Annotated in this window: 19 protein-coding genes and 1 pseudogene; 6 read left to right on the top strand and 14 right to left on the bottom strand. The window is 70.5% G+C overall.

Features of this window, described 5'->3' with window-relative positions:
• Positions 1-148: 148 nt before the first annotated feature.
• Together ACHWVH_RS13240 and ACHWVH_RS13235 are read right to left on the bottom strand one after the other, a co-directional pair.
• Positions 149-1114: an isoaspartyl peptidase/L-asparaginase family protein gene (locus ACHWVH_RS13240; protein ID WP_232764268.1), complete on the bottom strand. Its 966-nt coding sequence runs from the start codon at positions 1112-1114 to the stop codon at positions 149-151.
• A 216-nt stretch (positions 1115-1330) separates the two neighbouring features.
• Positions 1331-1900: pseudogene (locus tag ACHWVH_RS13235) on the bottom strand (cyanophycinase); the annotation flags it as partial.
• A gap of 352 nt (positions 1901-2252) precedes the next feature.
• Here ACHWVH_RS13235 and ACHWVH_RS13230 point away from each other — a divergent pair.
• The 3 genes from ACHWVH_RS13230 to ACHWVH_RS13220 all read left to right on the top strand — a co-directional run bounded on the left by ACHWVH_RS13230 (position 2253) and on the right by ACHWVH_RS13220 (position 7012).
• Positions 2253-2825, top strand: a complete 573-nt coding sequence (locus tag ACHWVH_RS13230; RefSeq protein WP_017911627.1) for an RNA polymerase sigma factor — start codon at positions 2253-2255, stop codon at positions 2823-2825.
• Entirely contained in the window at positions 2806-3864 is a 1059-nt protein-coding gene (locus ACHWVH_RS13225; RefSeq protein WP_295928720.1) for a FecR family protein, read from the top strand. Before ACHWVH_RS13230 ends, ACHWVH_RS13225 begins: the two co-directional genes overlap by 20 nt.
• A gap of 406 nt (positions 3865-4270) precedes the next feature.
• Positions 4271-7012 (top strand): TonB-dependent receptor plug domain-containing protein, encoded by a 2742-nt coding sequence (locus tag ACHWVH_RS13220; RefSeq protein ID WP_394687362.1) that lies wholly within the window; start codon positions 4271-4273, stop codon positions 7010-7012.
• A 642-nt stretch (positions 7013-7654) separates the two neighbouring features.
• Here the strand turns inward: ACHWVH_RS13220 and ACHWVH_RS13215 are convergent.
• Together ACHWVH_RS13215 and arfB are read right to left on the bottom strand one after the other, a co-directional pair.
• The gene (locus tag ACHWVH_RS13215) at positions 7655-8209 is read right to left on the bottom strand and encodes a lysophospholipid acyltransferase family protein (RefSeq protein ID WP_394687361.1); all 555 of its coding nucleotides are present in this window, start codon (positions 8207-8209) and stop codon (positions 7655-7657) included.
• A gap of 51 nt (positions 8210-8260) precedes the next feature.
• A complete protein-coding gene (gene arfB, locus ACHWVH_RS13210) occupies positions 8261-8692 on the bottom strand; it encodes an alternative ribosome rescue aminoacyl-tRNA hydrolase ArfB (protein WP_017907723.1) in 432 nt (143 codons plus the stop codon).
• A gap of 164 nt (positions 8693-8856) precedes the next feature.
• Between arfB and ACHWVH_RS13205 the strand changes: the two genes are divergently transcribed.
• Positions 8857-9381: a DUF2059 domain-containing protein gene (locus tag ACHWVH_RS13205; RefSeq protein ID WP_017915507.1), complete on the top strand. Its 525-nt coding sequence runs from the start codon at positions 8857-8859 to the stop codon at positions 9379-9381.
• Between the two features lie 188 nt (positions 9382-9569).
• Here the strand turns inward: ACHWVH_RS13205 and ACHWVH_RS13200 are convergent, their stop codons facing one another.
• From ACHWVH_RS13200 to oleD, 7 genes are all read right to left on the bottom strand, one after another.
• Entirely contained in the window at positions 9570-9902 is a 333-nt protein-coding gene (locus ACHWVH_RS13200) for a hypothetical protein (RefSeq protein WP_267087696.1), read from the bottom strand.
• 170 nt (positions 9903-10072) lie between these two features.
• Complete coding sequence (locus ACHWVH_RS13195) at positions 10073-10858, bottom strand: pseudouridine synthase (RefSeq protein ID WP_394687334.1); 786 nt, start codon at positions 10856-10858, stop codon at positions 10073-10075.
• A gap of 178 nt (positions 10859-11036) precedes the next feature.
• Positions 11037-11654, bottom strand: coding sequence for an O-methyltransferase (locus ACHWVH_RS13190; protein ID WP_394687333.1), 618 nt, complete (start codon positions 11652-11654; stop codon positions 11037-11039).
• Positions 11639-13297 carry a ubiquinone biosynthesis regulatory protein kinase UbiB gene (gene ubiB, locus ACHWVH_RS13185; RefSeq protein ID WP_010340081.1) on the bottom strand — a complete coding sequence of 553 codons (1659 nt, stop codon included), beginning with the start codon at positions 13295-13297 and terminating at the stop codon, positions 11639-11641. The genes ACHWVH_RS13190 and ubiB overlap by 16 nt, the downstream gene beginning before the upstream one ends.
• Positions 13294-13935, bottom strand: a complete 642-nt coding sequence (locus ACHWVH_RS13180) for an SCP2 domain-containing protein (RefSeq protein WP_267096370.1) — start codon at positions 13933-13935, stop codon at positions 13294-13296. The genes ubiB and ACHWVH_RS13180 overlap by 4 nt, the downstream gene beginning before the upstream one ends.
• 268 nt (positions 13936-14203) lie before the next feature.
• Positions 14204-14362, bottom strand: coding sequence for a DUF1328 domain-containing protein (locus ACHWVH_RS13175; RefSeq protein ID WP_003468167.1), 159 nt, complete (start codon positions 14360-14362; stop codon positions 14204-14206).
• A 63-nt stretch (positions 14363-14425) separates the two neighbouring features.
• Entirely contained in the window at positions 14426-15436 is a 1011-nt protein-coding gene (gene oleD / locus ACHWVH_RS13170; protein WP_394687332.1) for a 2-alkyl-3-oxoalkanoate reductase, read from the bottom strand.
• A 194-nt stretch (positions 15437-15630) separates the two neighbouring features.
• Here oleD and ACHWVH_RS13165 point away from each other — a divergent pair, with 194 nt between their 5' ends.
• Complete coding sequence (locus ACHWVH_RS13165) at positions 15631-16755, top strand: serine hydrolase domain-containing protein (RefSeq protein WP_394687331.1); 1125 nt, start codon at positions 15631-15633, stop codon at positions 16753-16755.
• Here the strand turns inward: ACHWVH_RS13165 and ACHWVH_RS13160 are convergent.
• Together ACHWVH_RS13160 and oleC are read right to left on the bottom strand one after the other, a co-directional pair.
• Positions 16739-18301 carry a winged helix-turn-helix domain-containing protein gene (locus tag ACHWVH_RS13160; RefSeq protein ID WP_394687330.1) on the bottom strand — a complete coding sequence of 521 codons (1563 nt, stop codon included), beginning with the start codon at positions 18299-18301 and terminating at the stop codon, positions 16739-16741. The genes ACHWVH_RS13165 and ACHWVH_RS13160 overlap by 17 nt on opposite strands.
• A 9-nt stretch (positions 18302-18310) precedes the next feature.
• Positions 18311-19972, bottom strand: a complete 1662-nt coding sequence (gene oleC, locus ACHWVH_RS13155) for an olefin beta-lactone synthetase (protein WP_394687329.1) — start codon at positions 19970-19972, stop codon at positions 18311-18313.
• A 145-nt stretch (positions 19973-20117) separates the two neighbouring features.
• Between oleC and ACHWVH_RS13150 the strand changes: the two genes are divergently transcribed.
• Positions 20118-20492 (top strand): YkgJ family cysteine cluster protein, encoded by a 375-nt coding sequence (locus tag ACHWVH_RS13150; protein WP_295958508.1) that lies wholly within the window; start codon positions 20118-20120, stop codon positions 20490-20492.
• Positions 20493-20669: 177 nt separating this feature from the next.
• Here the strand turns inward: ACHWVH_RS13150 and ACHWVH_RS13145 are convergent, their stop codons facing one another.
• Positions 20670-21149 (bottom strand): hypothetical protein, encoded by a 480-nt coding sequence (locus tag ACHWVH_RS13145; RefSeq protein ID WP_017907733.1) that lies wholly within the window; start codon positions 21147-21149, stop codon positions 20670-20672.
• Positions 21150-21168: the final 19 nt, after the last annotated feature.

The raw sequence follows: 21168 nt of genomic DNA, 5'->3' as shown, positions 1-21168 counted from the left end.
GGCATGTGCCATTGGCTCGGCCCGGCGCGGCAGCCAGCCGGCGTACAGATGGCCGGGCGCAGGCATGGCGCCAGCGCCCCGATCACGGTGCCGGCCACGCGACGCGTTGCACGGCCGGCGCCCCGCAGGGAGCGCCGGCGCGCGAGGCTCACTGCCCGCCGGGCAGCGGCAACGCCTCGTCCTTGAAGATGGCCACGTGCGGCACGCCGTCGGCGCCGATCCAGCCGCGGTACATGCCCTCGGTGTTGAACGGGAAGGCCACGCTGCCGTCGGCGCCCAGCGCGATCGCACCGCCGTCGCCGCCGGCCTTGGGGATCTGCTTGTCGATCACCGCGTCGGCGGCCTGTGCCAGGCTCTGTCCGGCGTACTTCACCCGCGCGCAGATGTCGTAGGCGGCCACCGCGCGGATGTAGAACTCGCCCCAGCCGGTGCCGGACACCGCGCAGCGGCTGTCGGCGAAGGTGCCGGCGCCGATGATCGGCGAGTCGCCGACGCGGCCGTAGCGCTTGTTGGTCATGCCGCCGGTGGAGGTGCCGGCGGCCAGGTTGCCCTGCAGGTCCAGCGCCAGCGCACCGACCGTGCCGAAGTGCTTGGCGGTCTCCAGATCGGCGTGCGCCTGCTTGTTGGCCTCTTCCTTCAGCGCCTGCTGCAGTTGCTGCCAGCGCTTCTCGGTGCGGAAGTAGGACGGCGCGACCAGGGTGATCCCGTGCTGCTTTGCGAAGACCTCGGCGCCATCGCCGACCAGCATCACGTGCTCGGACTGGTCCATCACCGCACGCGCCAGTTCGATCGGGTTCTTGACCCGGTGCACGCCGGCCACCGCGCCGGCCTTGCCGGTGCGGCCGTCCATAATCGCCGCGTCCAGTTCGTTGCGGCCGTCGTGGGTGAACACCGCGCCCTTGCCGGCGTTGAACTGCGGCGAGTCCTCCAGCACGGTGATCGCCGCGGCGACCGCATCCACCGCCGGCTTGCCCTGCGCCAGCAGCGCCTGCCCGGTGCGCAGCGCCTTCTCCATGGCCGCGCGCGCCTCGGCCAGGTCGGCCGGGCTGCTGCTGGCGCGCTCGACGCCGGCGCCGCCATGGATCACCAGGGTGGTGGCGGGAATTTCGCGCATGCGCCCGTCCTGCACCGCGTAGTAGCGGTGGAACACCGGCGCCTCGACGCGGCCGTCGGGCAGGTGCAGGGTGGAACCGGGGCCGACCCCGACGGTCTCGATGCGGGCGGCCTGCAGCGGCTGCCCGGCCGGGGTGGGCGGTTGCAGCGGCCCGGCGACCACGGTGGCCACGGCCTGCGGATCGGTGGCATAGACGCGCGCGGTACCGTCGCCCTCCACCGCCAGCGCGGCGCTCTCGTCCACGCCCAGGCCGATCAGCGGTTCCCCCTTGGGCGCCAGCGTGGCGGCCTTGGCGCGGAACGCGAACAGGCGGCCGAGGCGGTCGCGCTCGCGGAAGTGGGTATCGGTGATGACCCGCTTGAGCAGGTCCAGGTGCAGGAAGTCGGTCTCGATGGTGACCGCCGGCCCCAGCGGATCGGCCAGCGCCGCCGGGCTGGTGATGCTGCCGCCGTCCATCGAGCCGTACAGGTACTCGCCCAGCATCGCCAGGCCGGCGCTGGTGCCGCCCAGCGGCTTGCCGGCGCGCACGTGCGCGTCCAGCGCGTCGGCCACCGGGGTGTTCTTCCAGTAGCGCACGTAGCGCGACTGGTCGCCGCCGGCGATGAAGATGCCGTCGGCGCGGGCCAGCGCGCGCAGCAGCGCCGGATCGCTGGAGGCGCCGCGGCCGCTGAACACGAACGTCTCGACCGAGGCCACGCCGCCGACCTTGCGGTAGAACTCCTCGCCCACCTCGTTGGCCTGCGAGGCGCGCAGCACCACCACGTGGCCGTGCCCGGCCTTGGCCATGAACCAGCGCAGCGCGTCGTAGTTGCGGTCGCCGCCCCCCATCAGCAGCAGGCCGGGCGACACCGGGCCGGGTGTGGGCGCGGCCGGATCGCCGACCAGGTACTGGCGGTAATCGCGCGCGACGGCGGGCGTGGCCAGGCACAGGCCCAGCAGCAGCGACATCCAGGGCCGGAACATGCCGACGGAACGGGTCATGCGGATCTCCTCGGGAACGGGGCGGGCAGGCGAGCGTGCGGCTCGTTGCTGAGAGGGGACGAACGGCGGCACGGTTTCCCCCCGCCGCCTTCACCCTCCCACGTCGGCGCGCGCGGCACTTGCCCGCACGCACCGGCGATCGGCTAATGTGGGATCCATGTCCGCTTCCCTCGACGATTGGTTCGTCCAAGAAATCCTCGTCCACGAGCAGGCGCTCAGCGGCTACCTGCGGCGCTGCTGGCCGCATCGCGAGGAGTGGCACGACCTGCGCCAGGAGATCTACGTGCGCGTCTACGAGGCCGCCGGCAAGGCCCGGCCGAGCCTGCCCAAGTCGTTCCTGTTCGCCACCGCGCGGCACCTGATGACCGACCGGTTGCGCCGCAACCGGGTGGTGTCGATCGAGGCAGTGGGGGATCTGGAGTCGATGCACGTCCTGATAGACGAGCTGTCGCCGGAACGCTGGTGCGGCGGACGGCAGGTGCTGGGCCGGCTGGCGGCGGCCTTCGACCGGTTGCCGGACCGCTGCCGCAGCGTGGTCTGGCTGCGGCGGGTCGAGGAACTGCCGCAGAAGGAGGTGGCCGTGCGCCTGGGAATCAGCGAGAAGAGCGTGGAGAAGCACGTGGCCCGGGGCATGCGCCTGCTGGCCGATCATTTCCATGGCGACGAGGGCGCGGCGGCGCCGGCGAAGCCGATGCAGGCGCGGGCACGCGATGGACAGCAGGTGGATTGAGGCGCGTGCGGCGGCCTGGCTGGCGCGGCGCGACCGCGACGACTGGTCCGACGCACGGCAGGCGCGCCTGGATGCCTGGCTGGCCGCGGCCACCGCGCACCGGGTGGCGTTCCTGCGCCTGCAGGCCGCCTGGCAGGAGAGTGGGCGCCTGCAGGCACTCGGCGCCGGCCAGCGCGATGGGCAGGTGCCCGAACGCGGCCGCTGGCAGGGCCTGGGCGGCCGCAGCACGCTGGCGCCGGCCGCCACCGCCGCCACCGCCGCGCCGGACCTGCGCGGCCTGCGCTTCGCCCCGCGTCCGCGTGCGCCGCGGCGACGGCGCTGGCCGGGGGCGCTGGCGGCCGCGCTGCTCGGTGCCGCGGTGCTGTCCCTGGTCTGGCGGCATGCCGTCGAACCGGTACCGACCGCCTATGCCAGCGTCACCGGCCAGCTGCGCCCGGTGGCCCTGGCCGACGGCTCGCAGGCCACGCTGAGCAGCGACAGCCGCATCGCGGTGGCGCTGTCGCGCGCGCAGCGGCGCATCGACCTGCAGCGCGGCGAGGCGTTCTTCGCGGTGAGCAAGGACCCAGGCCGGCCCTTCGTGGTCGACAGCGGCGCGCGCCGGGTGGTGGCGGTGGGCACGCGCTTCGCGGTGCGCCGCGAGGCCGATGCGCTGCGCGTGGTGGTCACCGAAGGCACGGTGCGGCTGGAATCGGCGGGCGCGCCGCAGGCGCCGCCGCTGCTGCTGCATGCCGGCAGCATCGCCCAGGCCGGGCCGCACGGGGTGCTGGTACGCCGGGTCGCGCTGGCCGAGGCCGAGCGCGCGCTGGACTGGCGCAGCGGCTACCTGAGTTTCGACGACACCCCGCTGCAGGCGGCGGTGGCCGAGTTCAACCGCTACAACACGGTCAAGCTGCAGGTCGCCGATGCCGGTGCCGCGGCGCTGCGGGTCGGCGGCAACGTGCGCTGGTCCAACGTCGACGCCTTCGTGCGCCTGCTCGAACAGGGGTTCCCGATCCGCGCCGAGCGCCACGGCGACACGGTGTTGTTGCACAGCCGGTAAGCCGTCCCGCGCCGCGCCGGGCGGGCGCGGCGGCGGGGGGATTTGTCGGTCTCGTTCGTCTGGAGCTACTGAGGCGCGCTCCGCGCCCGTTTGGGGAGAAAACTCGATGCGGTATCCGATGCGTGCCCTGCTGCTGAGCATGGCCTGTGCGAGCGCCTGTGCGGCGCAGGCGCAACCCGCTGCCGTTGCCGCCACCGGCACGGTGGACGTCCCCGCCGGCCCGCTGCGCGCGGCGCTGGACACCCTGGCGCGGCAATCCGGCGCGCAACTGATTTACCGTGCCGACCAACTGGGCCAGGCCCGCAGCGGCGGCGCGCACGGCCAACTGGACACCGCACAGGCGCTGCAGCAGGTGCTGCGCGGCAGCGGCTTCGTCGCCCAGCGCGACCCCTCCGGCGCCTGGCTGGTGCGGCGCCAGGAGCCGGCCCCGGCCCGCGCGCAGCCGGTCCGTGCCACCGCGCCGGCTGCGGCGGCCGAGGCGCCGGTGGCGCAACTGGACACCCTGCGCGTGACCGGCTCGCGCATCCCGCGCACGCAGGTGGAAGGCCCCGCGCCGATCAGCGTGATCAGCGCCGAGCAGATCAAGGCCAACGGCTTCACCTCGGTGCCGGACGTGCTGCGCGCGATGACCCAGAACGGCGGCGAGACGCAGAGCCCGCAGTCGGCCAGCGGCGCGGACTTCTCGCCCGGCGCGCAGCAGGTGGACCTGCGCGGGCTCGGCCCCAACCACACCCTGGTGCTGGTCAACGGCCGCCGCATCGCCGACTTCCCGATGCCGTTCAAGGGCCGCAGCAACTTCACCGACATCTCCAACATCCCGCTGGGCATGATCGACCGCATCGAGATCCTGACCGGCAGCGCCTCGGCGATCTACGGCTCGGACGCGATCTCCGGCGTGGTCAACTTCATCCTCAAGAAGCACGCCGACGGCACCACGCTGGACTACCGTTTCGGCGACACCACCCGCGGCGGCGGCGAGAGCTTCAACCTCAGCCTCAGCAGCGGTTGGTCGCGCGGCAATTTCGACGCGGTGTTCGGCGCCGAACTGGTCTCGCAGACGCCGCTGTGGGCCTACCAGCGCAGCCGCCAGGACAGCACCCTGGACGGCCCCACCGCACGCTCGCAGGTGCCGCGCCGCACCTTCCTGCGCACCGACGGCAACGACGACTACCTGGACCCGGGCGCGGACACCTGCGCGGCGGTGTCCGGCCTCAACGGCGGCAGCACCGGCTACGCCACCCGCCCGGGCTACGGCGCGTTCTGCGGCAGCAGCGCCTCGATCGGCTACGGCACCATCACCAACAAGCGCCGTGGGCTCAACGGCTACGCCTCGCTGCGCTACGCCTTCGACAACGGCAGCGAATGGTTCGCCGACGTGCAGATGGGCTACCACGAGCTGTCATTGTTCCGCGACGTGACCCAGTGGGGCTACATGGCCCCGGACGGCAACGAGGAAGGCTATTTCTACAACCAGGCCACCGACCAGGTGGAAGCCTGGGGACGCCAGTTCAGCCCGGAAGAAATGGGCGGCCTCAACGCCGGCACCATCCGCACCCGGCAGAAGACCTTCAGCGTCACCACCGGTTTCAAGGGCCACCTCGGCGCGGACTGGGACTACGAGACCAGCCTCAGCCACTCGCAGTACCAGGCCACGATCAGTTGGCCGCAGATCGTCGCCGCGCGCGCCAACGCGCTGTTCCTCGGCCCTCAGCTGGGCGTGGACGAAGACTCGGGGCTGCCGATCTTCAACGCCGACCCGCAGCGCCTGTACACGCCGCTGAGCCGTGCCGAGTACGACAGCATCGCCCAGCGCACGGTGTACCAGCCGCGCTCGCGCACCGACACCCTCGCCTTCACCGCCACCAACACCGCGCTGTTCTCGCTGCCCGGCGGCGATGCCGGCATGGCGGCGACCGCCGAATTCGGCAACCAGTCCTACAACCTGCGCCCGGATCCGCTGGCCACGCAGTACTACTACTACAGCTGGAAGGACTCCGACGGCCACGGCAGCCGCAACCGCTGGGCGCTGGCCAGCGAGCTGCGCCTGCCGGTGCTGTCGACGGTATCGCTGAGCCTGGCCGGGCGCTACGACCAGTACCGCTTCGCCGGGCGCTCGCTGGGCAAGTTCACCTACAGCGGCGGGCTGGAGTGGCGGCCGGTGGACACGCTGCTGGTGCGCGCCTCCTACGGCACCGCGTTCCGCGCCCCCGACCTGCATTACGTGTATGCCGGGCCCGGCAACGACGAGACCACCGGCGTGGACTACTACCGCTGCGCCAGCGAGGAACCGGGCGTGGCGATCCAGGACTGCAGCTACAACGAAGAAGCGGTGATCCGCGGCCGCAGCGGCAACCGCGCGCTGAACCCGGAGAACAGCACCTCGTGGACCGCCGGCCTGGTGTGGTCGCCGATGGCCGACCTGGACCTGTCGGTGGACTACTTCAACATCGACATGCGCGACCAGGTGCAGGACCTGCGCGTGGACCAGGTGCTGCGCGACGAGGCCGACTGCCGCCTCGGCGTGCTGCAGGCCACCTCCACCACCTGCCAGCAGGCGCTGGCACGGGTCACCCGCAGCGCCGACGGCCGCCTGTACGGGGTCTACGTCAACCCGATCAACATCGCCCGCGAACGCACCAACGGCATCGACCTCAGCGCGCAGTACCGCCTCGACACCGGCATCGGCACCTTCCGCCTGAGCGGCAACTACACCTGGGTGCGCCGCCACGACATCCAGGTGTACGCCGGCGAAGCGATGGTGGACGAGTTCGCGGTCAACAGTGGCTACGACATCCCGCGCACCAAGGCCAGCGCCAGCGTGTCGTGGGAGCGCAACGCCTGGACCGCGACGCTGCACGGCGAACGCCTGGGCCGCCTGCCGACCTCCGATTCCTACGACCAGGTCTACGACCCGGAGAGCGGCGACAGCCCGTGGATCGGCGCCACCTACCGCTACAACGCCTCGCTGCAGTACCGCTTCACCGACCACGCGCAGTTGTCGCTGACGGTGACCAACCTGTTCGACAAGATGCCGCCGCACGACCGCACCTATACGTCGTACCCGTACTACGACGTGTCCTGGTTCGACACCGTGGGCCGCAGCGTGTACCTGCAGTACACGCAGAAGTTCGGCGGCAGCGCGCTGTAGCGCGGGGGTCAAGGCCTGCATGTGGGAGCGGCGTCAGCCACGACGAGCGAAAGGTCGGCTGACACCGTCCGTCGTCGGGACTGAAGTCCCTCCCACAGTGCAGCCCTCCAGCGATCCTGGCACCTCACTTGTGGGAGCGGCTTCAGCCGCGACGAGTGAAGCCCAAAGCCACTTGGCACCTTCCTGCGTCGGACTGAGATCCTCCACACAGTGCAGTCTTCCGGCGATCCTGGCGGCACACTTGTGGGAGCGACTTCAGCCGCGACGAGTGAAGCCCAAAGCCACTTGGCACCTTCCTGCGTCGGACTGAGATCCCCCACACAGTGCAGTCTTCCGACGATCCTTGGGGCGGCACTTGTGAGAGCGGCTTCAGCCGCGACGAGTGAAGCCCAAATCCACCCGGCACCTTCCTGCGTCGGACTGAGATCCTCCACACAGTGCAGTCTTCCGGCGATCCTGGGGCGGCACTTGTGGGAGCGGCTTCAGCCGCGACGAGTGAAGCCCAAAGCCACCTGGTACATTGCTGCGTCGGGACTGAAGTCCCTCCTACAACAACATCCGACCCATGCGCTGCTCCTACGGCATCGGTTGGCGCCGTGGGGCAAAACGGCGGATGGCGCCGCCGTCAGCCGCCGCTGCCCGTCACAAGGTATCGCGGTGCTTGCCGCGCCACGGCCGGTACCATTCGCGGATCGCGGCGATGTCCGCCTGCATGTCCTCGCCGGTCCACACCACCTCGCCAAGGCCGACGGTGCGGCTGGGGTAGTCGAAGTACACCGGGAAAATCGGCACCTGCGCGCCGTGGGCGATCTTCCAGAACCCGGTCTTCCACTTCTCCACACGCTTGCGCGTGCCCTCGGGGGTGATCACGTACCACATGCGTTCGGCGCCGCGGATCAGCGCCACCGCCTGTTCGACCACGCCGCGTGGCGAGTTGCGGTCCAGCGGGATGCCGCCGAGCCTGCGCAGCAGCGATCCCAGCGGCCACCAGAACAACTGGGTCTTGCCCAGCACGCGCACCTCGAAGCCGACCGCGAACTTGACTGCGAAGCCCAGGAACCCGTCCCAGTTGGACGAATGCGGGGCCACGATCATCACCAGCTTGGGCACATTGGGAAACTCGCCCACGACCCGCCAGCCGGTCAGCCGCAAGGCGGTGCGGCCGAGCCAGCGCATGAAGCGGCTGGGCCTGACCATCGGCATGTTCGGGGGCGCTGCGGGCAGGCGGTAATCGCGTTCGGTCAAAAGTCACTCCCAGCGGCCGGGCGAGCGGCCGCGTTTGATCTGGCTGCGCTCGCGCTTGGCGTCCAGGCGTCGCAGCTTGGCGCCGTGCGAGGGTTTGGTGGCGATGCGCCGCTTCGGCACCGACAGCCCGGCGGCGATGAACTCGGCCAGGCGCTGGCGCGCATCGTCGCGGTTGCGGTCCTGGGTACGGAAGCGCTGCGCATCGATCACCAGCACCCCGTCGGCGGTGATGCGGCGGTCGCGCCGCGCCAGCAGGCGCGCACGCAGCGGCTCCGGCAGCGACGGCGAGCCGGCCAGATCGAAACGCAACTCGACCGCGGTGGCGACCTTGTTGACGTTCTGCCCGCCGGCGCCGCTGGCGCGCACGAAGCGCTCGACGATTTCGTCCTCCGGAATCGTCAGGCTGCTCGAGATGTGGATGGCCCCGTTACCCATGGCGCGGATTGTAGGGTATTCGCCGGACCGCCCGGTTTCCGCGTCGGCACCGCCTGAACGAGCCAGGGAGCGGACGCAGGCCGGTCGCACGTCCCCACGCGCGGCGGCGGCGGCGCGGCGATTGCCGTATTCTGGCCGCCGGTCATCGTTCTGCAGGATGCTCCATGCCCCCGATTCCGCGCTTCTTCCGTTGGCCGCAGCGCCTGCTGCTGGCCCTGCTGCTGGCCCTGGCCGCCCTCCCCGCGCTGGCCGAACCGCCCACCGATGCCGACGTCAACCGCCTGCTGTCGGCCTCGCGCGCGCAGAACATGCTCGACACCATGCTGCCGCAGATCGAGGCGATGCAGCGCCAGCAGTTCGCCCAGCTCACCGCGCAGCACCCGCTCGACGCCGCGCAGCAGCAGAAGCTGCAGCAGATCCAGGAGCGTACCCAGGCCACCGTGCGCAAGGCGCTGTCCTGGCAGGAAATGCGTCCGCTCTACGTCAACCTGTACAAGCAGACCTTCTCCAAGCAGGACGTGCTGGCCATGGCCGAGTTCTACGAGAGCCCGGCCGGCCAGAGCCTGCTCGACAAGACCCCGCAGCTGATGCAGAACCTGATGGGCGCGATCCAGCAGAAGATGACCCCGCTGTTCGCCGACCTGCAGAAGGACCTGGAACAGACGGTCAACGCGCCGCCGGCCAAGTGACACAGCGCTGGCCCTGCGCGTCGCAGGAGCGGCTTCGGCCGCGACCGGACCTACGGATAAAGCCCAGTCGCGGCTGAAGCCACTCCTACGGTTCGCTGCCCGGGCATGTACGAGTGCTTTCTATGATCGCGCTATCAGCACGATCGATCGTTCAAGACTCGCAGGGCCCGATCGGATAGCACAGCATTTCAGTTATCGATCAGAATGTATTCGGCCGTTTCGCGATCTCCCCACGCCGAGCAATCCCCTGTTCCATGAACGGTGACCGCTTTGCCTTGTGCGACCGCGCTCAGTAGCAAGGCGTACTGGGCTCTTCCTGAGTTGGTCGCCAACGACAACGACCACGGCGTGCTGGAACATGCAGGCGCGTTCGTGTGGGGACCATCGAGGGAAAAAAATACGACATCATGCGAATGTGCGATGACCTGTATCACCTTTCCAGCCCCGTCTCCTGCCATTGCTGAAACTGGCAGCACGAGAAAAATCGAGGCAGCACGTGCCCAGCGAACCTTGTTCCACATATATCCCCCTGAAAACTATTGAATTCAGTCCAAGACGTTAGACGAAGCTCAGCTTCGTTAGCAACCCGCCACGGAAGCATCGGCACTTCGCTTACAAGCGTTCCGCCTCAAGCAGATCACCGCATAGCGGCATCCCCTACTGCGACGACAGCCTCATGGTGGTAGCGGTGCTACCCCGCCACACCCCGTCCCACATCCACCTGCCACGGCGCCGGATCCCAGCCGAACAAGCCGAACGCCCGCACGAATTCCGCATCCAGCGGCGCCGTCACCGCGATCCGATGGCCGTCCGGGTGCGGAAACGCCAGGCGTTCGGCGTGCAGCAGCATGCGGTGCACGCCCTGCATGCGGAAGATGCGGTTGTGGCGGCCATCGCCATGGCTGGTGTCGCCGATCAGGTGATGCGAGAGGTGCTTGAGGTGGCGGCGGATCTGCCGGAAGCGCCCGGTCACCGGGCTGCAGCGCAGCAGCGCATAGCGCGAGGTGGCGAACTCGCCCGACGGTACCTGCAGTTCGCCGCAGGCCAGGCGCTCGAAGCGGGTCTGCGCCGGTTTCTTCAGCGGCTTGCCGGGGCCGCCATCGAGATCGTGGTCGACGTCGAAACGGGCTTCGGCCGGCCAGCCGCGGCAGACCGCCAGGTAGTCCTTGTCCACCTCGCCCCCCATCAGCGCCTTGCCCAGCGCGCTGGCGGTGTCGCGGTCGAAGGCCAGCAGCAGGCAGCCGCTGGTGGCGCGGTCGAGCCGGTGCACCAGGAAGATCGGCCGACCCAGCTGTGTGCGCAGACGGTCGGCGAGGAAATCGTCCTCGCCGCGGGCGAGCTTGCTGTCGTGGACCATCAGCCGGGCGGGCTTGTCGACCACGGCGAGCAGTGGGTCTTGATAGAGGATCTGCAGGGAATCGGCGTCGGTATTCACTGCTGGATTATCCGCGCCGTGCCGCGGCGCGACAATGCGCATTGCAGGCAACGAGGCGCACATGCAGGTGGTGCCGAGCGGCAGTGTCCGCTGCACTGAGCCATGACCTCGCTCACGACAACGGCACCCATGGCACCGATGACGACGTGGCTGCAGCTCGCGCCGACGGTTGCTTGACCCGACGACGCACGTCGCGGGCAGGCACGCCGCCGCGCTGCGCCTACGCGTCCTTGACCGCCAGCAGTTCGCCGTTGCCGACGGGCAGCGTGGTGCAGGTGAACGCGGCATCGGCCTGCAACAGCGCGGCGAAGGGCGCCATCTCCGTCGCGTGCGACAGCGCGTTGTCCACCACCAGCAGACCGCCCGGCCGCAACACGCGACGCAGCTGCGGCCACCAGTGGCAATACAGCGTGCGCTCGGCGTCCAGGAACACCAGGTCGAACGTGGCCGAACCCGCAGCGGCCAGCCAGGCGCCGGCATCGGTGTGGATCAGGTCGACGCAGCCCTCCACGCCGGCGTGGGCGAAGTTGCGCTGCGCCAGCGCGATCTTGTGCGCGGCATATTCCAGCGTGGTCACGCCGCCACCCAACGCCGCCGCGGCCTCGGCCAGCCACAGGGTGGAATAGCCGTTGGACGTGCCGACCTCCAGCACCCGCCGCGCAGCCGTGGCGCGCACCAGCACCGCCAGCAGTTCGCCGGTCTCCGGGGTGATATTGAGCAGGCGCTGCGCGCGCTCGGGCTGGCCTGCATCGTGACGCGGACCTTCCTCACCGAGTTCGGCGCGCACCGCGTGCAGGCGCGCGCGATCCAGCGCCGCCACGCTCAGCGCCGCCACCACGCCGACAGCAACGCCGCGGTGCCGGCACCGCCGCTGATCCAGGCCCACAGCGACACCCCGCCCAGCTGCGGCCCGCCCGCGTCGAGCGCGTACAGCAGCGTGGCCACGGTGAGCAGGCCGACGCCGGCGATCGCCGCCACCACCCGCCGCTGCATGCGCCGCACCAGCAGGTTGAGTTCGAACAGGTCGCGCGAGCGCATCGACAGTTCGTGCCGGCCCTCGACCTGCTGGCGCAGCCAGCCGTGGATCAGCCGCGGCATGTCCGGTGCGTGGGTCATGATCTCCGGCAGCCGCTTGCGCAGTTCGTGCAGCGCGCGTTGCGGGCTGTAGCGCTCGATCAGGATGCGCTCGAGCACCGGCCGCGCCACCGCCCAGATGTCCAGTTCCGGGTCGAGCTGGCGGCCGACGCCTTCGATGTTGAGCAGGGTCTTCTGCAGCAGGATCAGTTGCGGCTGCAGGGTCAGCTGGTAGCGCTGGGCCACGCGGAACAGCTTGATCAGCACCTCGGCCAGGGAGATCTGCGACAGCGGCCGGGTGAAGTACGGCTCGCACACCGAGCGCGCCGCCGCCTCCAGTTCGTCGATGCGCACGTTGGCGGGCATCCAGCCGGCCTCCACGTGCAGCTCGGCCATGCGCCGGTAATCCTTGTTGAAGATGGCCATGAAGTTCTCGGCCAGGTAGTACTGATCTTCCTGCGAGAGCTGGCCCATGATGCCGAAGTCCAGCGCGATGAAGCGCGGGTTGTCGCGGCGCGCCGGATCGCTGTCGACCCAGATGTTGCCGGCGTGCGCATCGGCATGGAAGAAGTTGTCGCGGAACACTTGGGTGTAGAACACCCGCACGCCCTTGGCCGCCAGCGCGCGGCGGTCGATGCCGGCGGCGTCCAGCGAGGCGATGTCGTCGGACGGGATGCCACGCACCCGCTCCAGGGTCAACGCGCGCTCGGCGGTGTGCGTCCAGATCACCTCCGGCACGTACAGGTCGTCCGAGTGCAGCCAGAAGCGGCGCAGCACGCTGGCGTTGGCGCCCTCGCGCTGCAGGTCCAGCTCCGCAGCGAGGGTGGTCTCGATCTCGGCCACCACCTCGCGCGGGCGGATCTTGTCGGCGCGCGGATGGGTGCGCTCGACCAGTGCGGCGGCCGATTTCAGCAAGGCGATGTCGGCGTCGATCTGCCGCTCGATGTCCGGGCGCAGCACCTTGACCACCACTTCGCGGCCGTCGTGCAGCGTCGCCGCGTGCACCTGCGCGATCGAGGCCGAGGCCAGCGGTTCGGTGTCGAAGCTGGCGAACGCCACCGCGATCGGCCGCCCCAACGCCTGTTCCACGATGCGCCGCGCGGCCTCACCGTCGAACGGGCGCACCCGGTCCTGCAGCAGGGTCAGCTCCTCGGCCACGTCCGGCGGCATCAGGTCGCGGCGGGTGGAGAGGATCTGCCCGAACTTGACGAAGATCGGCCCCAGGTCCTGCAGCGCCAGGCGCAGCCGGGCGCCGCGCGACTGTGCGGCGATGTCGGGGCTGGCGCGCGGCACGAACGGCTTGGCCAGGCGCAACCAACGCTCGGCCGGGGTGCCGTCCAGCAGGTCGTCCAGGCGGTAGCGCAGGATCACCCGACCGATGCGGCTGGCGCGGAACATCGCCTTCATGCGCCGCGCTCCGGCTGCAGCCGCGCCACGCGCGCGGCCAGGCGTTCGATGTCGTCGCGCAGCACGTCGACGTCGTCGTAGAAGGCCTCCAGCTCGGCGCGCGCGACCACGTCGCGCGACTCCTCGGTGACATACTCGGCCGCGCTCTGCGCCAAGTCCTGCGCGCTACGCCGGGCCTGCTGCAGGGCCGAGCGCGCGGTGTTGGCCACCTGCACGCCGAGCACATCGCCGAACACCTGCACGAACGGCCGCTGCCAGTCCGGATCGAAGCGCGTCGCCAGCTGCTGCAGGCGCCGCGCCAGTTCGGCATCGCCGGAGACCCGCACCCGCCCGCCGGGGCCGCCAGGACGCCGGGCCTGGGCCAGGAACGGCAACTGCGCGAGCAGGCCGCCGAGGGTGCTGCGCACCGCCAGCTCCGGCTCCTGCGCCGGATCCACCGGGCCGACCCGCAACTGCGTGCCGTCGACGCGGATCTGCAGGGCCAGTGCCGGCGCCTCCAGGGTCAGCGCCACGCGCTGGCCGTCGAGGTCGCGCAGGGCCTCGCCGGTTTCCGGGTCCAGCGCCAGCGCGCGATTGAGCGCCGCTTCCAGCGCGCGGCCGGCCAGGGGCTTGAGAGCATCGAGGGGGGATCCAGACATCCCCGCATTCTAGCGGCAGACACGTCGCCAGGCCGTGCGCAGGGCGAGACAGATGTCCCGCCCATGCCATCGCCAACCGCTACTGCGCCTGCGCGCCGCCCAGGTGCTTGCTCAGGAACGTCAGAACTGCGCCTAGCCTGCGCGCCGCCGCGCTTCGCTACGCGGCTACTCCGGTGGAGCCGGTACACCGCAGCGTCTACCCCAGAAACGACTTGCCCGCGACGCAGGGCGCCGCGGGCAAGTATCGACGTTGGATTGTCGCGGCGGACTACACCTTGCCGCGGCGGAACATCGAGATCACCGCCAGGATCAGGAACACCACGAACAGGATCCAGGCGATGTTGGTCGCCGCGCCGGCGATGCCGCTGAAACCGAGCACGGCGGCGATGATGGCGATCACGAAGAAGATGATGGCGTAATGCAGCATGGCAATGTCCAGAAGGTTGTCGTGCCGAATCGGCGCGGCATCATCTTCGGAAACGCGTGGTCGTCAGCGGGTGACGGACGCGTCGTGGCGCCATGACGACGCCAGCCGCTGCAGGCCCTGCTCGATCGACACGTGCGGCACGTAGCCGAAGTCGCGCCGCGCCGGCTCCATGCTGTACCAGTGCGGGGTGCACAGCTGCTCGGCCAGGAACCGCGTCAGCGGCGGCTCGCCGCGCAGGCGAAGCAGCGGCCACAGGGTTTCGCAGGCAGCGCCGATGCGGTACGCGGCCTTGAACGAGAGCGTCTTGGTCACCGCCGGTGCGCCGACGGCGGCCAGCAGCTTGTTGAGCAGTTCGCGCATCGGCAACGGTTCGCCGTTGGAGATGAAGTAGGCCTTGCCGGCGCAGGGCGCGCCCACCGCCAGGTGCTCGAAGGCGTCGAAGTGCGCCTGTGCGGCGTTGTCGATGTAGGTGGAATCGACCTTGTTGTCGCCGCTGCCGACCAGACGCACGCGCCCGGCCTGCGCCCGCGCGACCAGCTTGGGCAGGATCTGGTTGTCGCCCGGCCCCCAGATCAGCCGCGGGCGCAGCGCCACCACCGCCAGTTGCGCGTCGTTGGCGGCCAGCACCATGCGCTCGGCGATCGCCTTGGTCGCCGCATACGGCGCCTGGAAATCCTCGCCGTAAGGCACCTGGTCCGCGCCCAGGCCTTCGACCGGATGGGTGGCGCGGTGGGTCACGCTCGGTGTGGAGGTGTAGACCAAGCGAGACACGCCGTGCAGGCGGCAGGCCGCCAGCACGTTCTCGGTGCCGACCACGTTGGGCTGGTAGTAGCTGTCGTAGCTGCCCCAGGCGCCGGCCTTGGCGGCGTTGTGGAACACCGCATCGGCGCCGGCCAGCGCATGCTGCAGCGCCTGCGCGTCGACCAGATCGCCCCGCACCTGGGCCACGCCCAAGGCCTGCAGTTCCGGGTAGTGGCCGCGGTTGTAGCTGACCACCTGGTGCCCGCGCGCGACCAGCCCGCGGCACAGCGCCTGGCCCAGGAACCCACCACCGCCCGTCACCACAATCTTCATCGCGTCGTACCGATCGAACCAGGGCGCACACGATAGCCGGGGGCGCCGGCGAAGGCGATCCGCGATGACGACGCCGGCGATGCAAGCCGCGCAAGCCCTTGATCCGACTGACCTTCAGAATTCTTCACTCTGGCATCAGGCACTTCACCGATGCCACGGGCGTAAGTGCGCTGGCCTTCCACCGGAGTTCCGCCATGTCGCCCCTGCCGCTGCTGCTGTGCCTCACCCTCTCCCTCGTCGTTCCGTGTGCTTCCGCCGCCGTAGCAGCGGCCGCGACCGCACCGCCGGCGCAGGATGACGGCTGGCCCGTCGCCGATGCCGCCACCGGCGGCTGGAAGCTGGACCGGCTGGCCGCCATGGAACGCGCCATCGCCGACGGCGCGGCGCCGGATACCACCAGCGTGCTGATCGTGCGCGACGGCGCCCTGGTCTACGAGCACTACTTCGGCGTTGCCGACCGGCAGACCTTGCACGACACCCGCTCGGCGACCAAGAGCGTGACCGCGCTGCTGGTCGGCGCGGCGATCGCCCGCGGCCGCCTGCCCGGCGTGCAGGCACGCGTCTACGACTTCTTCGGCGACCACCACTGGCAGCACGATGCGCCGCGCAAGCGCGCGATCACCGTCGAAGACCTGCTGACGATGAGTTCGCAATGGGAGTGCGACGACGACAACGCCTTTTCCAGCGGCCACGAGGAACGCATGTACGTCAGCGCCGACTGGACGCAGTTCGCGCTGGACCTGCCGCTCAAGGGCTATGCGCCCTGGATGCGCCGCCCCGAGGAGAGCCCGTATGGGCGCGCCTTCTCCTACTGCACCGCCGGCAGCTTCCTGCTCGGTGCGCTGCTCGAGAAGGCCACCGGGAAGCGCCTGGAGGACTTCGCCGGGCAGGTCCTGGAGCGGCCGCTCGGCATCGTCGGTGCACGCTGGCTGCACGCCGCCGAAGGCGTGGGCATGGGCGGTGGCGGCACCCGCTACCGCAGCCGCGACCTGGCCAAGTTCGGCCAGCTCCTGCTCGACGAGGGCCGCTGGCACGGCACGCAGGTCTTGCCGGCGGCATGGATCCGGGCAATGACCCAGGTGCATGCACAAGCCCGCGACGATGCCGACTACGGCTACCTGCTGTGGCGCTTCCGCTTCCAGGCGCATGGCATCGAACGCGGGGTCTGGGCGATGTCGGGCAACGGCGGCAACTATGTGTTCGTGCTGCCGGAGGAACGCCTGGTGGTGGTGATCACCCGGCGTGCCTACAACCGGCCGCAGATGCACCCGCAATCGCAGGCGCTGCTCGCCGACTACGTGCTCACGGCACTGCCGTAGGCACCAGTCCGGCACGCTGTGCCTGCACGCGTTGCGCGGCGACATCGGCCTCGTTGCGCGCCAGCAGCGCCGCGAAACCCGGCTCGGCGCGCAATGGCGCCAGCAGCGGCGACACCCGCAGGTAGGGGCCGTCGCGATAGCCCGCGGCCTGCGCCCGGCGCAGCGCGGCCAGGGCCGCCGGCCGGTCGCCGGCCAATTGCAGCAGCAGCGACGCATCCACCGCATCCAGCGGGTCGGTGCCGCGCGTCACGCCGTCCAGCAAGGCCTGGGCCCGCGCGCGCAACTGCGGCACCGGCGGCAGCGGTTGCGCCTGCAGCGTCCAGGCCACGGTCTGGACGAAACTGCCCTGCGGCCGCAGACGCATCGCCTGCAGGCTGGCCTGGCGTGCGTGCGCGGTGTCGCCGCGCGCCAGCGCCAGCTCCGCTTGCAGCAGGAACAGCCCGGCGTAGTCGGTGCCGCGCCCCAGCGCCTGGTCCAGCGCGACCTGGGCTTCGGCCGTGCGGCCATGCAAGAACAGGAAGCGCGGCCACGCCAGATTGGAATACGCGCTGTCGGGATAGAGCTGGAAACTGTCGCGGTAGCGGACCTCAGCGGCGCTGGCGTAGCCCAGCAGATCGAGGTTGCTGGCGATCTGCAGCGTCAGGAAGCGCACCCGCGTCGGATCGCGCACCCGCATGTTCGCCGCAAGCGCCTGCACCAGGCGGCCCTGGCGCTCGTACAGATAGGCCGCCGAGCCGCGCACGGCATCTGCCTGCGGGTCCAGTTGCAACGCGCGCTCGTAGGCGGCCAGCGCCGCGGCGTTGTCGCCGCGGCAATCGTACGCATAGCCAAGCGCGGCATGCGCGGCGGCCAGACGCGGATGCGCCGCGAGCACCTGCGTCGCCAACCGCTGCGCGCGCAATGCGACCTGCTGGTCGCCGTCGTATTGGCAGACGCGCGCACTGTAGGCGCGGCTCAGGCCGATCAATGCCGCCGCCTCGTCCGGTGCCTGCTGCAGGCGCTGCTGGTACAGCGCGATCGCACGCGCGTTGTCGTCGCGCTGGCCGATGCCGGCGTAGTACTCGGCGCGCTGCAGCAGCGGCGACGCGGCTGGCGTCGGCGCGGCCGCCTGCCAGCGCCATGCCATCGCTGCCGAGACGATCACCACCGCACCGGCCGCGATCGCCCAGGCGCCACGGCTGCGCCACATCGGCCGCGGCGCAAGGGCGGCGTCGGCAGGATCGGGGGCGGCGTCGGACTGCACCGGCAGGCACAGTTGATACCCCTGGCCGCGCACCGAGCGCAGATAGCGCGGTTGCCGCGAGGTGTCGCCCAGCGCCTGGCGCAGCAGGCGCACGCGCTGGGTGACGGTCTCCTCGTTGACCAGCGCCGGCGCCCACACCTGCGCGATCAGCTCATCGAACCCCACCACGCGCTGACCCTGCTGCAGCAGGTAATGCAGCAGGCGAAAACTCAGCCCGCCCACCTCCAGCACCGCACCGTCGCGCTCGACTCGCTGCCGCGCCGCGTCAATGCGCAGGTTGCCCAGCCGGTAGCGCGCGGCCATCGTCTTGCCTTAGCGCAGCTTTTCCGCGGCCCACAGCGCCAGCTTCTCGCGGCCGATCTTGGCGTTGTGGCGGATGTCCACCGGAAAGCCCGGGTGGCTCAGGAAATCGACGATGCCGGCCGTGTGCGCATGCGCGGCGGCGGTATCGCGCAGTCGCTGCTGCAGCGCCTGCAGTTCAGGGCCGCTCGAGAGCATGGCGCCCACTTCCAGCTCGTAGCACAGCACCGGGCGTTGCTGCCCCGGCGCGCCGATGCCGACCAGGGCGGTGCGGCCGATGCCCGGCAGCGCGTTGAAGATCGGCTCCACCTGCTCGGTGTACAGCGGTCCCTGCGCGGTTTCCACGCGCTGGGTCTTGCGCCCGCAGAACCACAGCCGGCCCTGCGCGTCGAAATAGCCGACATCGCCCATGCGGTGCACGACGCGCTCGCTGCCGTCGTCCAGGCGTTCGCGGATCTTGGCCAGGCGCGTGGCCGCATCGCGGTTGAAATAGGTGTCGGTGGCGGTCGGGCCTGCCACGGTGATCTCGCCGACCGTGCCCGTGGGGACTTCGCGCACGCCGCTCCACTCCGGAATCGCGGCGTCGTCGATGGCGATGATGCGCACCTGGTTGGGCGGCACCACCGTGCCGACGCAGGTGCCGGCACCGCGCTCGGTCGCCGCGCGCGTGTCCTGCAGCTCGCGGCCCTCGATCACCGCCACCGGCAGGCACTCGGTGGCGCCGTAGGGTGTCCAGAACTGGCCGTCCTCCGGCAGCAGGCTGCGGATCCGCGCCACCACGTCCGGCGGCACCGGCGCGCCGGCCGAGGTGGCGCAGCGCACGTTGGTCAACGGCTTGCCGTAGTCGGCCAGCACCCGCATCAGGGCCGGCGAGCCGAACAGCTGGGTCACGCCGAAGCGCTGCATCGCATCGTGCAGCTTGCGCGGGTCGACCTTGGCCGGACGCGTCGGGTCCATGTCCGGGATCACCGAGGTCAGCCCCAGCGCCGGGTCGAACAGCGCGAACGGCGGGAAAGTCGGCAGGTCGATCCCGCCGGGCTGCATGTCGAAGGCATTGCGCATCAGCTCGATCTGGCCGACGAAATGCCGGTGGCGGTAGACCACGCCCTTGGGCACGCCGGTGGAGCCGCTGGTGAACAGGATCGCGGCGACGTCGTCCGCGGCCGTGTCTGCGAGCTGGCTGCCGGCGCCCTGGCCGGCGCGCTCGATCCGCGCCAGCGTGGTGCCGCCCCAGGCCCAGCGCCGGCCGACGGTGACGATCCGTTTCGCCGAGCGCGCCCAGCCGAGCAGACGCCGCGCCAGTTGCGCCAGCGGAATGCCGATGAAGGCCTCCGGCTGCGCCTCGTCCAGGCACTGCTTGAGCGCGCGCCGGTCGATGCCCGGATCGACCAGCACCGGCACCGCGCCGGCCTTGAACAGCGCGAACATGAGCAGGAAGAACTCCGGCGACGGCCGCACCATCACCACCGTGCGGGTGCCGCGGCCGATGCCGTAGGCGCCCAGGCCGGCGGCGATGGCATCGCTGCGCGCGTCCAGCTGCGCATAGCTCAGGGTCACGTCGTAGGCCGCCATGCCGCCGGGGCCGGGCCGGCCGGGGCAGCGCATGGCGATCTGGTCCGGGCGCTCGCGCGCCAGCCGCGGCAGCGTCGCCGCGATGTTGCAGGTCGTGGTCATGCGCCGATTATCGCCGATGCGCCGGGCCGCAGCCGACACCCCGGCCGCGGCCGCCGCGGCTGAATGCCGGAATGCTTGCAGCGCGCCCCGGTTCGGTCAGAATGCCGCGCCCCCCACGCTGTTCGCCGCGCAAGGCCCGGCCGCCATGTCCCATCCCTGCCTCACCTGCGGCGCCTGCTGCGCCTACTTCCGCGTCAGTTTCCACTGGAGCGAAGCCGATCCCGCGCTGGGCGGCAGGGTCCCGTTCGAGTTGACCGAACCGCTGCGCACCCATGAGCGGGTGATGCGCGGCACATCGCAGGCGCAGCCGCGCTGCATCGCCCTGGACGCGGACATCGGCCGCTACAGCCGCTGCAGCATCCACGAGCGGCGGCCGTCGGTGTGCGCGGCGGTGCCGGCCTCGCTGGAATTCGGCGAACGCAGCGCGCAGTGCGACAAGTCGCGCCTGGCGCATGGGCTGCCGCTGTTGACAGCGGCCGACTGGGAAGGCGTGGTCGAACGCAACTTGCCGGACGCCTGAGCGGCGGCGCCGCCAGGACGGCAGGGAGGCCGTAGCATCTACCCTTGTCGCCGCGGGACCAGCCGCGATCCGCGTTCCCGGCAACGCCCGGTCGCGGCTGTAGCCGCTCCTACGCAAACTCCTGCAAACGCCCATCCTGGCGGCACCCGAAGAGCGGCGGACGCGCGCCGCATTGGCTCAGCGGTGCTTCCACGCCGTCGGCACCGGATTGGTCACGGTGTTCTTTTCCAGGGTGTAGGTGCCGTTCTGCTGGGCGATGGCCTCGCCGGTGTCGACGATCGCGTTCTGGATGAAGACGTTCCTGTCCTCGCCACGGATGAAGGTCAACTGGTGGAAGGCGGTCTTGTTGCCCCAGTCCTCGGACGGCAGCGAGATGAAGCGAATCGTGTAGGTCTGGTCGTCGAAGCTGCCCTGCAGCACGTACACGCCGTAGTGGTTCTCGCCCTGCGAGATGATCTTGTACATGCCGTTGCTGTAGTAGTAGATCTCCGCATCGGGGAACGGCTTCTTGTCGTACAGCTTGCGGTAGTGCAGCACCTGCTTCCAGGTGGGCTGGCCGAATCCGACCGTCAGCGTCTTGCCATCCGCGGACGTGGTCAGGTCTTCCGCATGCGCACCAGGCACGCTCATCGCCGTCAACAGCATCGCCATCGCCATCGCTTTCACTCTCTGTCTC

It is taken from the genome of uncultured Xanthomonas sp. (assembly GCF_964278005.1).
Taxonomy (GTDB): Bacteria; Pseudomonadota; Gammaproteobacteria; order Xanthomonadales; family Xanthomonadaceae; genus Xanthomonas_A; species Xanthomonas_A sontii.
Note: the sequence above shows the minus strand (reverse complement) of the source record. Positions and strands in the feature narration are given on the sequence as shown.